This is a genomic window from Candidatus Nitrotoga arctica, assembly GCF_918378365.1.
Lineage (GTDB): Bacteria > Pseudomonadota > Gammaproteobacteria > Burkholderiales > Gallionellaceae > Nitrotoga > Nitrotoga arctica.
Genome location: NZ_OU912926.1, coordinates 2,379,943 through 2,392,877 on the forward strand (window position 1 = coordinate 2,379,943; position 12,935 = coordinate 2,392,877).

Annotated in this window: 10 protein-coding genes; all 10 read left to right on the forward strand. The window is 46.5% G+C overall.

Annotation, left to right across the window (positions count from 1 at the left end):
- The first annotated feature begins 148 nt into the window (after positions 1–148).
- Positions 149–1,687 carry an XrtA system polysaccharide chain length determinant gene (locus MKZ32_RS10885; protein WP_239797284.1) on the forward strand — a complete coding sequence of 513 codons (1,539 nt, stop codon included), beginning with the start codon at positions 149–151 and terminating at the stop codon, positions 1,685–1,687.
- Positions 1,688–1,833: 146 nt separating this feature from the next.
- Entirely contained in the window at positions 1,834–2,706 is an 873-nt protein-coding gene (locus MKZ32_RS10890; RefSeq protein WP_239797285.1) for an XrtA-associated tyrosine autokinase, read from the forward strand.
- A complete protein-coding gene (locus MKZ32_RS10895) occupies positions 2,684–4,276 on the forward strand; it encodes a TIGR03016 family PEP-CTERM system-associated outer membrane protein (protein WP_239797286.1) in 1,593 nt (530 codons plus the stop codon). Before MKZ32_RS10890 ends, MKZ32_RS10895 begins: the two co-directional genes overlap by 23 nt.
- Before the next feature lie 16 nt (positions 4,277–4,292).
- A complete protein-coding gene (locus MKZ32_RS10900; protein WP_239797287.1) occupies positions 4,293–5,300 on the forward strand; it encodes an XrtA/PEP-CTERM system-associated ATPase in 1,008 nt (335 codons plus the stop codon).
- A gap of 284 nt (positions 5,301–5,584) precedes the next feature.
- Positions 5,585–6,748, forward strand: coding sequence for a non-hydrolyzing UDP-N-acetylglucosamine 2-epimerase (gene wecB / locus MKZ32_RS10905; protein ID WP_275584291.1), 1,164 nt, complete (start codon positions 5,585–5,587; stop codon positions 6,746–6,748).
- Positions 6,749–6,980: 232 nt separating this feature from the next.
- Positions 6,981–7,832 (forward strand): XrtA system polysaccharide deacetylase, encoded by an 852-nt coding sequence (locus tag MKZ32_RS10910; RefSeq protein ID WP_239797289.1) that lies wholly within the window; start codon positions 6,981–6,983, stop codon positions 7,830–7,832.
- The gene (locus tag MKZ32_RS10915) at positions 7,829–8,881 is read left to right on the forward strand and encodes a FemAB family XrtA/PEP-CTERM system-associated protein (protein ID WP_420887730.1); all 1,053 of its coding nucleotides are present in this window, start codon (positions 7,829–7,831) and stop codon (positions 8,879–8,881) included. The genes MKZ32_RS10910 and MKZ32_RS10915 overlap by 4 nt, the downstream gene beginning before the upstream one ends.
- A 5-nt stretch (positions 8,882–8,886) precedes the next feature.
- On the forward strand, positions 8,887–10,176 hold the full coding sequence (locus MKZ32_RS10920) for a TIGR03087 family PEP-CTERM/XrtA system glycosyltransferase (RefSeq protein ID WP_239797290.1): 1,290 nt from the start codon (positions 8,887–8,889) through the stop codon (positions 10,174–10,176).
- Positions 10,173–11,771 (forward strand): exosortase A, encoded by a 1,599-nt coding sequence (xrtA, locus tag MKZ32_RS10925; protein WP_239797291.1) that lies wholly within the window; start codon positions 10,173–10,175, stop codon positions 11,769–11,771. The genes MKZ32_RS10920 and xrtA overlap by 4 nt, the downstream gene beginning before the upstream one ends.
- On the forward strand, positions 11,761–12,909 hold the full coding sequence (locus MKZ32_RS10930) for a TIGR03088 family PEP-CTERM/XrtA system glycosyltransferase (protein ID WP_239797292.1): 1,149 nt from the start codon (positions 11,761–11,763) through the stop codon (positions 12,907–12,909). Before xrtA ends, MKZ32_RS10930 begins: the two co-directional genes overlap by 11 nt.
- The last annotated feature ends 26 nt before the right edge of the window (positions 12,910–12,935 follow it).

A 12,935-nucleotide genomic window follows, 5' to 3' on the forward strand; every position in this document is an offset into this window, starting at 1 on the left:
TAAACTTATGGACATGATTTAAAAGATCAAGTGTCACACACCTAATTTTTCAATACATTTCCCTAATAAAATGGCTACTCCACTATGTAATCGCGGAGTGCTGCTGCATAAAAATTGATACCTGCACCATTATGGAGAACTTGACAAGATGGAGGAATTAATAGCCCTGCTACTTTCCTACCTAAAGGGAATATGGAAATACCGATGGTACGCGGTGGTTATTGCATGGATCATTGTCTTGGTTGGAGGGTTCAAGGTATATTCTTTACCTAACAATTACGAGGCTTCCGCAAGAGTTTTCGTGGATACCCGAACTATCTTAAAGCCATTACTGGCAGGTATGACAACTGTTCCTAACATGGAACAACAAGTTTCAATCATGAGCCGTACTCTTCTTAGCCGTCCAAACGTAGAACGAGTTATGAGAATGGTGGATTTGGATATCAAAGCAATAGATGCCAAGGATCATGAGCGGCTAGTCAGTAATATGATGGGGCAGATCAAGATCAACGGAAGTAATAGTGCTGACCTCTATGTTATTTCTTATAACCACCAAAATCCAAAAATGGCGAAAGATGTAGTTCAGTCCTTTTTAACCATCTTTGTTGAAGGCAGCTTTGGTAATCAGAAACAAGACTCCGAAAAAGCAATTAAATTTATCGAGGAGCAAATCAAAAATTATGAGGATAGATTGGTCATTGCGGAAAAAGCTGTCACGGAGTTCCAAATAAAAAATAGTGGCCTATTGCCCAAGGACGGTGATTATGGATCACAACTGCAAGCAGTTTCGGATAGTCTGAACGAAGCGAAATTGGGGCTACGTGAAGCAGAGCAAGCGCGCAATGCCATCAAAAATCAAATTGAAGATGGTGTACCTCCTGAAGACCTGACGGCAGGACAAGCTCCCTCAACTATCGTTAACCCGGAAATTGACGCTCGCATCCAGGCATTAACTAATGACATGGATGCCTTGCGACTACGCTTTACAGAACGCCATCCAGATGTTATTTCAATCAAGCGCCTGATTACAAAACTTGAAGAGCGCAAGGTGGAAGAGGCTAAACTTAAAAAACCCGTCATTGATCGAGATCGAGGTAAGAGTTACAGCCCAATGCTGCAACAACTTAATGTTTCTTTATCAGAGGCTGAAGCCAGGGTCGCAGCAATGAAGGCTCGAGTAGAAGAGTATTCTTCACGCAGTGCTCAATTAAAAACACTGACTATTGCGAAACCCCAGGTAGCAGAACAGTTTTCTCAACTCAACCGTGATTATCAGATCAACAAATCAAATTATGAAAGTCTCATAGGACGCCGAGAATCTGCAAAGCTGTCAGGGGAATTGAGTGCCACTTCAGATATGCTGACATTCAAGGTCATAGATCCACCTACAGTTCCACTTGTTCCTTCAGGACCGAACCGGTTAATGTTATTTAGTTTAGTTTTTGTTGGTGCCCTGCTGGGTGGAATAGGAAGTGCGCTCTTAATGAGCCAAATCAGACCTACTTTTTTAAGTCAAAATAGTCTACGGGAATCAATTGGTTTACCGATACTAGGTACCGTGACCATGAATTGGACTGCCAATGAAATAATCAAGCGGAAAAGGAGCCTTTATGCTTTTGGTCTCTCTATCTCTCTGCTGGTTGCTCTATATAGCGTGGTAATGGTGTTTTTATTCCTTAAACTATAATTTTGAGGAAATCTCTTTAAATTTAAAACTGCAATGCTAAGAGCAATTAATATATAGGCGGCATTAAGGCTAGGCGTTTGTTAAATTAATAAACCCAAATCAAAGAGCGGATAAAGCAGCCCGATCAAATACCGTTGGGAGATTATGTGAGCATTATTGAAAAAGCAGCAAACAGATTCGAGCAGAATAAAGGTGAGATAACGCCCGCACCAAAAATAGAGTCGGCCCAGCCAAATGAACAAAGTTCAAAAATAATTAATGAACACAATGCCCGCAATTTAGATAGGCCAATAATTGCGCATGTTGAAATCAATCTTACTAAATTGCATCAATTGGGAATGATCACACCGGATCAAGGGAAAACTTTAGCCGCACAGGAGTTTAGAGGAATAAAGCGCTCTTTGATCCAGAATGCTTTCATTAAAGGGGCTGGCGCGATACACCACGGAAATTTGATTATGGTAACTAGCTCGTTACCCAAAGAGGGAAAAACATTCTGCGCCATTAATTTGGCCATGAGCATTGCGACAGAAATGGACCATACGGTTCTGCTGATAGATGCAGACGTAGCTCGTCCATCGGTTCTCCGCACATTAGGATTGAAGTCAGCTGTCGGGTTGATGGATATTCTTCTCGACGAAAAACTCGATTTAGCAGAAGTCATGATTAATACTAACGTCGATACTCTCAGAATTTTACCTGCTGGAACAAGTCACAGACACGCCACAGAACTGTTGGCAAGCCAGGCGATGAGCAGCTTATTAAATGAAATTTCAAACCGATATCCAGACCGCATTGTCATATTTGATTCCCCCCCCTTGCTTCCCACAACTGAGGCACGTGTTCTAGCCAGCCAGATGGGTCAAATTGTCATGGTGGTAGAAGCCGAAACAACTACTCAGCATGCAGTCAAAGAGGCACTTCGTCAGATCGAAACAAACAGTAACATTAATTTAGTCTACAATAAGGCAAGGGCATTCCCAGGCGGAACCAACTATGGTTACGGCTATTATGACTGAAGTGGGTGGGAATAATGTATTTCACAAGATTTACCCTAGGATAGTACAAACAGTTACCACTATCCTATTGATGTGGCCTGCCTATTCCACCGCTGCTGACTGGAAAATAGTGCCCAACCTAAGTTTACTAGAAACTTATACCGACAATGTGACACTAGCTGAACGAGGAAATGAAAAAAGCGATTTCATCACCCAAATTAATCCGGGAATATCATTATCTGGAACCGGGGCGCGCTTGAAAGTCAACGTAAACTATACAATGCAAAATCTTTTTTATGCAAATGAAAGCAACCAAAATAGAACTTTGCATCAGCTAACCGCAAGAGAAAACGCGGAGCTAATTAAAAACTTTTTTTTTCTCGACAGCAGTGCTTCAATAAGTCAACAAAACATTTCTCTCTTGGGCCCACTGACAACCAATAATGAAAATATCACAAACAACCGAACCAATGTAAAAACCTATAGCATTAGCCCCTATATACGTCACAACTTCTCCAATTTTGCTTCAACTCAAGCGCGCTACACACATAATGCAGTCTACACTGACGTAGGTGGGCTATCTACAAGCCAATCAGATAGCGTCCTGTTAAGCCTTACCAGTGGTTCTGCTTTCAGAAAGCTAGGCTGGGGTTTAAATTATAGTAAACAAAAAATAGACGGTTTAGGCACATCCATAGGCGGTTTAAACACATCCGTAGAAAATGAACAATATACGGGTAATCTTCGTTACCGAGTTTCATCAAAATTCAGCCTGACTGGAACAAGCGGATACCAAAAATTCAGCTATACATCAACAACCGGAAAATCGGCTGGATCTTTCTGGACAGCTGGTTTCATTTGGACACCCGCCGAAAGAACTAATATCACTGCCAATACTGGTAAAGCTTTTTTTGGCACTACCTACACACTGACGGCCAGCCATCGCACTCGCAGATCAGCTTGGAGCCTAAGCGCCAATCAGAATATCACAACCGCCCGTGATCAATTTCTGATTCCCGCCACGACCGATACGGCAAACTTCCTGAACCAGCTTTGGACGTCCAACATCCCCGACCCCGTAATGCGGCAGCAAACAGTCGATGCCTTCATCAGAGATAATGGACTTTCAGCCTCCATTTTTGATCCCATCAACTTCCTCACAAATCGATTTTTTCTGCAAAAACGCTTGCAGGCAACCGTCGCTTTAAGTGGCGCGAAAAACACACTCGTGCTTAGCATTTTCAATAGTTTGAGTGAACCACAAACATCAGGAGATGCAAATAGTATTTTGTTTGGGACGAACAACCTTGCACTGAATAGCACTACAAAACAAATTGGCGGCAATGCTCTTTGGAGCTGGAAAGTTTCTCCACGAACCAGCGCCAATATCGGCGCCGTGTATATTAAATCCAATATACTCGCCACGGGCAATGAGGACGAAACCAAGACTTTCAGGATCGGTTTAACACAACAAATACGGACCAAGCTCAATGGCGCACTAAATTTTCGACATGTCGAGCGAACCTCTAACCAAAATATCGGTGAATATCGCGAAAATGCCATCATTGCATCCCTGAATATGCGTTTCTAGCTGGAGCATCAAATAAATGTATGAATCTTACTATGGACTAAGTGCCAAACCGTTTCAATTAAAACCTGACCCACAGTTCTTTTTTGGCAGCAGAGGTCATAAGCGTGCCATGGCCTATCTGGAATATGGCCTGTCTCAAGGGGACGGCTTTATCGTCATCACCGGTGACGTCGGTGCAGGCAAAACCACCTTGGTGCGCAGCCTTTTTTGTAAACTTGAATCGGAAAAAATTCAAGCAGCACAAATCGTCAACACCAACCTTGATGCAGATGACACATTAAGAATGGTAGTCGCAGCATTCGGACTCCCCTACGAAGACGACTCCAAAGCCTCCTTACTAACCAGACTTGAGCAATTTCTTCGACAATGCGATCAAAAAGGAAAGCGCGCGCTACTGATAGTGGATGAAGCACAGAATCTTTCCCACCAAGCAGTGGAAGAGTTAAGGATGCTGTCCAATTTTCAAACAGCTGACAAATCATTACTGCAAATCTTCCTGCTAGGACAGCCTGAATTCAGGAAAACACTTCTTAGGCGCGACATGCAACAATTGCAACAAAGGGTAATTGCGACCTACCACTTGGGACCATTAGACGCCCTGGAAACAAAAGACTACATCGAACACCGGCTGCATACCGTTGGCTGGAATGGAGATCCTTCCTTGAGCGAAGATGCTTTCTTTGAAATCTATAATTTTACTGGAGGAATTCCGCGCAAAATAAATACGCTTTGTGATCGCCTTTTTCTAATGGGTTATCTCGAAGAACGTCACAATTTCAGAAGCTCTGATGTAACGGAAGTATTAGGTGATATTCAACAGGAACTTGCTTTCCCTATATCAGAGGCCGCCGCACGAAATTCATCCGACGTCCCGCAAATCGGACAGAAAGAAAATGCTCAGGGGAGTTTGGAAAATATGGACGAAAGACTTTTCAAGATGGAAAACTCAGTCATCTCAGTTCTGGATCTGCTTAAACGGATTCTTTCTCGCTCCAACTCCAACATCAATAACCTTACAAAGTAAATGGCCACATCAATATTGTGACTATTCAATGAGGAGCGAATTCACTTTGCGAATGAGATTGAAGTACATAAATCAACTTACATGAGAGTGCACTGGCAAGTTGAATGGAATCCAAAGCGGGCCCGGGAATTGCAGGATAAGCAAATCAGGTATTTGTCAGAGCAGAACATAATCTGAAATCAACAAACGTGTTCAACAAGTTTAACAAAGCTCAAAGAATGCAACAGCGTGCTGCACACCTCACAAAAATCATTTTGAAAAACTCATATTGTAAATAATAGTTAATGCAAATCATTAAACCACCTGCCCTCGGACCTCATAGCATTCTATGTGTTGTAGGCGCGCGTCCTAATTTCATGAAAATGGCTCCTATCATGGCGGCCTTTGACGCTCTTGGACCAGAACTCGATGTATCCCTGGTCCATACCGGTCAACATTATGACGTAGCCATGAACCATCAATATTTCGAAGCGCTTGGCATACCGCAGCCCGATATTAATTTGGATGTTGGCTCGGGAAGCCACACAGCACAAACGGCCAATGTGATGCTCCGCTTCGAATCAGTTCTGAACAAAAAGCACCCTTCCGCAGTGCTGGTAGTCGGTGATGTGAATTCCACTCTAGCGTGCGCGCTCGTGGCAGTAAAAAAAGGGGTTCCCGTGATTCACGTTGAGGCTGGTCTGCGCAGTTTCGACCGCGCTATGCCGGAAGAAATCAACCGGGTTTTGACCGACCAGATATCTGAACTCCTTTTCATCACTGAACGCAGTGGTCGCGAAAACCTGTTGCGCGAGGGAATAGCCGAATATCGCATTCGATTTGTCGGCAATGTCATGATCGACACCTTACATCACAACCTGGAAAAAGCAGTCCCGATATCTAAAATTCTACAGAATGCCAACAAGGAAGAATTTCTGGTTGGCCATGACGGGTATGCCATCCTCACCGCACACCGGCCTTCCAATGTGGATGATCCTGACACCCTGCGCTCGTTGCTTCAAACCACTCTCAAGATTAGTACCAAATTACCCATTATTTTTCCGATGCATCCACGCACTCGTGACATGATTCAAAAATTTGGATTGAACAAAATACTGGATGTTCCTACGGTGCTGCAACTGCCTCCAATGGGTTATCTGGAAATGCTGGGGCTCATGAAGGATGCACGAGTTGTATTGACTGACTCAGGCGGTATTCAAGAAGAAACCACGGCCCTTGGCATACCCTGCATTACACTCAGAAATAATACGGAAAGGCCAATCACAGTGGATGAGGGTACCAACACTATCGCCGGCCTGGATTCAGAAAAGATACTAACGATATTTGACGAAATCATGCTTACCGGCGGAAAAACAGGCAGAATCCCTGAGTTCTGGGATGGGCAAGCCTCAACACGCATTGCAGCGGAAATTCTCGATTGGCTGAAAAACGGTTTACAAAGCAAATAATTATTGAAGCCTTGACAAATATTGAGTGCGCCAAAATAAAAAGTGCGGAGAAAGCTTGCGAGCATATATTACCCAAATAGTCTGCTTGCAAGTGTTTCATAGCAACTCGTATGGCGAATATGTAAGTACGACACTTTTCTCGCAATGCGCTTAGATGAAAATGAAGCGGTTTAAACAAGCAATGTGCGCAACAAATGTTCTCAAATATGGATTTTTACCGGAAAAAAATCTGATGACCACAGCGCTAATACGTAATGCGATGACTATCGATGTGGAAGATTACTTCCAAGTCTCGGCCTTCGCCTCCACCATCCCGCGCGAGCAATGGGGAAGTCTGCTGTGCCGGGTAGAACGCAATATTGATATCGCGCTAGCCTTGCTGGATGAAGGGAATGCGCATGCAACTTTTTTCACATTAGGCTGGATCGCTGAGCGCTATCCTACCGTTGTGCGTCGCATCGTAGACAATGGACATGAGCTTGCTAGTCATGGTTATGGTCACCAGCGCGTTAGCGAGCTGAGCCGCAATGAATTCAACGAAGATATCTCTCGCGCCAAAAAAATACTGGAAGACCTCTCAGGTAGCCCGGTAATTGGTTATCGCGCCCCGAGCTTTTCCATCGGCGCTGATAACCTGTGGGCGCTTGATTTACTACAGGAAGCTGGCTATCAATATAGCTCCAGCATATATCCGATTCGACACGATCATTACGGCATGCCCGAGGCACCTCGCTTTGCCCACTACCCGCGTGGCACAGACGGCATGCTGGAACTCCCCCCCACCACTGCAGTATTGCTGGGCCGAAATCTGCCAGCGGCAGGTGGAGGCTATTTCAGACTATTACCCTATCAAGCGTCTCGCTGGCTCATACGCCGTGTCAATCAGCAAGACGGGGAACCCTGTATTTTTTATTTTCACCCGTGGGAACTTGATCCAGACCAACCGCGTCAAGTTAGTATCTCGACGAAAACACGCTTTCGCCATTACGTCAATCTGAAACGTATGGAGTCCCGCATCCAATCGTTGTTGCAGGACTTTCACTGGGACCGCATGGACCGCATATTCATGAAAGCAGGCGCGTGAAGGAATTTTCAGCGGTCGCATCCCCAATGCAGGTACGTGTGATGACATCAAATGATGCCGCACGCTGGGACGAATTCGTTTACGCCTGTCCTGCCGCCACATTTTTTCATCGTGCTGGCTGGAAAGAAGTAATAGAACGCGCCTTTGGGCACCATACTCACTTCCTGCTGGCTGAAGAAAATGGGACCATTCAAGGCATCCTGCCGCTGGCAGAGATTAACAGCAGATTATTTGGACATTCATTATCTTCACTACCGTTTTGCGTTTACGGCGGTATCATCGCAAGTACAGAGCCAGCGCGGATGGCACTGGATGATGCAGCTCAAATGCTGGCTGCGAAACTAGCGGTGGACTTCCTGGAATATCGCAATATTTTGCCCTTCCACACTGACTGGCCAAGTAAGAGTCTCTATGTCTCTTTTCGCAAGGTCATCGAGCCGGACGTGGAAGCAAACATGCTCGCCATCCCCCGCAAACAGCGGGCGATGGTTAGAAAGGGCATTAAAAATGGTCTCGCTAGCGAGATTGACGAAAGTGTAGAGCGGTTTTTTTCCGTGTTCGCGGACAATGTACACCGTCATGGCACTCCCGCATTGCCAAAACGCTATTTCGTACTACTTAAAGAAATATTCGGCAGCGACTGCGAAGTACTGTCAGTAGTTAAGGATGGGCTTATTTTAAGCAGCGTACTGAGCTTTTATTTCCGCGATGAAGTGTTACCCTACTACGCGGGCGACACCGTGGAAGCTCGCGATTTTGCGGCAAATGATTTTAAATACTGGGAGCTGATGCGACGCGCTTGCGAGCGCGGTATTAAGGTCTTCGACTATGGACGCAGCAAGCGCGGCACCGGCCCATTCGATTTCAAGAAAAATTGGGGGTTTGAGCCGCAGCCGCTGCATTACGAATATCAATTGCTCCGGGCGAAAACCGTGCCTGACACCAATCCATTGAATCCAAAATACCAGTTGTTCATCAAAATATGGCAAAAACTACCCCTGCCAGTAGCCAACTGGCTCGGACCGCACATCGTAAAAAACTTGGGATAAGGCCAATGGATCATTTGCTTTATCTTACCCACCGCATCCCCTACCCACCCAACAAGGGTGACAAAATACGTTCCTACCATTTACTAAAATATTTAGCCCGACACTACCATGTTCATCTCGGCACCTTTATCGATGATCCAGACGATTGGCAATACGTAAATACAGTAAGGCAATTGTGCGAAGACACCCATTTTGCATCTTTAAATCCCCGCACGGCGCGTCTGCGAAGTTTGGGTGCACTCATGATGAATCGTCCTCTAACTCTTAATTATTACCGCAACAACGATTTACAGGAGTGGGTAAGAAAAGTAATAAAGACGCAGGCAATTAAGCGCGTTCTAATATTTTCTTCCGCCATGACACAATATGTAACAGGCATTCAACAAGCGCGTTGCATCATCGATTTCGTCGACATAGACTCCGACAAATGGCGTCAATACGCAAAAAGAAAGCCATGGCCCATGAGTTGGCTATATCAACGCGAAGCTCGCTTGTTGCTCCGCTACGAACGGCAAATAGCGTGCACGTATGATGCATCGCTGTTCGTTTCGGAAGCTGAGGCCGATCTTTTTAAACAACTGGCACCGGAGAGCGCTGAGAAAACTGGATTCTTCAATAATGGTGTAGATAGTGACTATTTTTCGCCTAGCCGAGAATATCCTGATCCATATCAGCCAAACATGGCGGCCATTGTGTTTACCGGCGCCATGGACTATTGGCCGAATGTGGATGCGGTACGCTGGTTCGCCCAGGAAATCTTTCCCGTTGTGCTTGCTAATCACCCCCATGCACGCTTTTATATCGTAGGATCTCGCCCAACCGCCGCCGTGCAGGAACTCGCCCAACTGCCTGGAGTCTTGGTAACAGGCGCCGTAGCGGATGTCAGACCCTATCTCGCCCATGCCCAACTAGCGGTGGCACCCTTACGCATCGCCAGAGGCTTACAAAACAAAGTTCTGGAAGCCATGGCCATGGCCAAGATTGTTATCGCATCTCCTCAGGCAGCAGAAGGCATTCTGGCGACATCAGGTAAAGAGCTGCATATTGCCAGCAGCAGCCAGGAGTTTAGCCGCATTATTATATCGATGCTCGCAAGTAAAGCCGAAGAACATTATGGCGAAACCGCACGCGCCCGGATTCTGGCTGATTATGAATGGGGACGCAGCCTTGCGCATGTCAAGGCATTGCTAGATGAAGCGCCGATAACTGCGCCTAAATCCTGTAAACCAGACAAAAATCCCTGGATACCACAAGAAATCCCACACTTGATTACTTTCAAGGATGAGCAACGATGACTGGCACAACACCCGAAGCGCTAACTCCGTCCAGCATCGACAGCCAAACCGGGCAGCCAGAATTGCAATGGCGTTTTATGGCTATCCTCACACTTGCGGTCATTGCCACAATTCTAGTCATTTATCAGCAAACCGTATTATCTACCGTCGCTATCTGGCTGCGATCCGAGACCTTTACCCACGGTTTTTTTATTTTTCCGATTAGTGCCTATCTCATATGGATGAAACGCAAATCACTTGCCGAGATAGCCCCATGCCCGGATTACCGCGGTTTGTTGGCCATGGCAGGATTAGGCCTTGGCTGGCTGCTTGCCGATGCCGGAAGTGTTCAGGTTGTCGCTCAGTTATGTTTGGTAGCAATGATCCCGGTGACGGTCTGGACTATGCTGGGGCTGCAGGTGGCCCGCGCGATAACTTTTCCCCTCGGATTCCTGTTTTTTGACGTTCCTTTCGGGGAATTTCTGATTCCCCCGCTAATGGATTTCACTGCCGATTTTGTAGTGACCGCACTGCAAACAACAGGCATTCCGGTTTACCGCGAAGGAACATTCTTCACGATACCCAGTGGCCAATGGTCCGTCGTAGAAGGTTGTAGCGGTTTACGCTACCTGATCGCATCTTTCACGCTAGGCACCTTATATGGCTATCTCACCTATCGCAGTAATAAACGCAGGCTCATTTTTGCCGCACTGTCATTGATCGTCCCCATTTTTGCCAATGGTATGCGTGCTTATATGATCGTGATGATCGCCCACTTAAGCAATATGAAACTAGCATTGGGAGTTGACCATTACATCTACGGCTGGGTCTTTTTCGGAATCGTTATGACGTTGCTATTCTGGGTCGGTGCTTTCTGGCGGGAAGATCAATCAGATCATCAACAACAAAAAAACAGGATTGTGGTTAATACGGCTCGTGGGACGATCACGAACCGAGGATTTGCCATGGCGGGTGTTATCACCATTCTGATTGCAGCCTTGTGGCCTGCTTACGCAGCTTATTTGAACAACCGTCCAATCAAAACCGATGGACTCACAATTAAACTGCCTGAATCAAATCAAGGCTGGAATTTACAATCTACGCCACTTACGGATTGGCAGCCGCACTATGTTGGTACGAATGCGCAAGTCATGCACACTTATCGCAAGGAAGATAAGGTCATCAGCGTGTACCTCGGTTATTACCGGACTCAGCGCCAAGATGCGGAATTAATCAATTCCCAAAACTACATGATCAAACAAAAACATCCAGTATGGAGCAATGTGGGTGAAACACAGCGCAAAATTTCTCTCCGTGGCAAGAATGGGACGATCCAGCAAACATTATTACGTGCCTCCAATAACCGGTTGTTAATCTGGAGTTGGAATAGCTTGGGAGGCACATATACTATTAACCCGTATCTGGCGAAGTTGCTTTTGGCAAAGGCCAAACTACTTGGGCAGCGTGACGATGGTGCAGTGATCATTATTACTGCCCCCTATGAAGGTACACCGGAATCAGCGGCAGTATCACTGCAATCTTTTGCCAACGATATGCTGCCGGCAATTGACGCCAGTCTTAATGAAGTAGCAGAGCGCGAAACACATGCACGCTAATAGTCCACCGCTGATTGTGCACGTCATTCATCATTTTGGCGTGGGCGGCATGGAAAATGGCATCGTGAATTTGATCAATCATATGCCCCCAGAACGCTATCGCCACGCCATCGTATGCCTGACCGGATACAGCGAATTTCGTCAGCGCCTGAATCAACCCGTTGAATTGGTAGCCCTCAACAAGCGCGCCGGCAATGATGTTGGCCTGTATGGTCGATTGTTTCGTGAGCTGCGGCGGCTCAAGCCGGCCATTGTGCATACCCGCAACCTCGCGGCCTTAGAAGGACAAGTTGTTGCCGCTGCCGCGGGCATCAGCAACAGAGTACATGGCGAGCATGGGCGTGACATGTTCGACTTGCAGGGCAAGAATCGTAAATACAATTTGCTGAGGCAAGCAATCCGGCCGCTGGTAAAGCATTACATTCCAGTGAGTAAGGATCTTGAACGCTGGTTAATCGATACCGTGCGGGTCAATCCGGCAATCGCTACCCAAATTTACAACGGTGTCGATAGTGTAAAATTCACACCGTTCACTGCACCAAGAATTAACTTCGGCCCGCCGGGATTTTGCCCTCCGGATGGATTTGTGATCGGCGCCGTGGGACGCATGGCGGAGGTAAAAGACTATCCAAATTTGGTGCGTGCATTTCTGCGCATGCTCGAACTTAAACCTGAGCTCCATGCACGCGCGCGGCTGGTTATCCTAGGCGAAGGCGTGGCGCGCATGGCTTGCCTGGCCTTGCTCAAGCAGTCCAATGCCGAACATCTCGCCTGGCTACCGGGCAGCCGAGACGACATAGCGGATTTGATGCACCAATTCGACGTATTCTGCTTATCCTCGCTGGGCGAAGGTGTATCCAATACTATTTTAGAAGCAATGGCATGCGGTTTGCCAGTAATTGCAACCGCCGTCGGGGGCAACAGCGAACTGGTAGATGCGGGCATCACTGGGACGTTGGTGCCATGTGCCGACCCGAAGGCAATGGCACATGCCTTGCTAATGTATTATCAAGATAGTGCACTTACCCGCACACATGGCGCGGCGGGGCGGGCCAAAATCGAGGCACACTTTTCGATGTCAGCTATGGTACGCGGATACCTGGGCGTATATGACACAGTGCTGGGTAATTTAAAATAGAGACAGACAACATAATAAAAATGAAA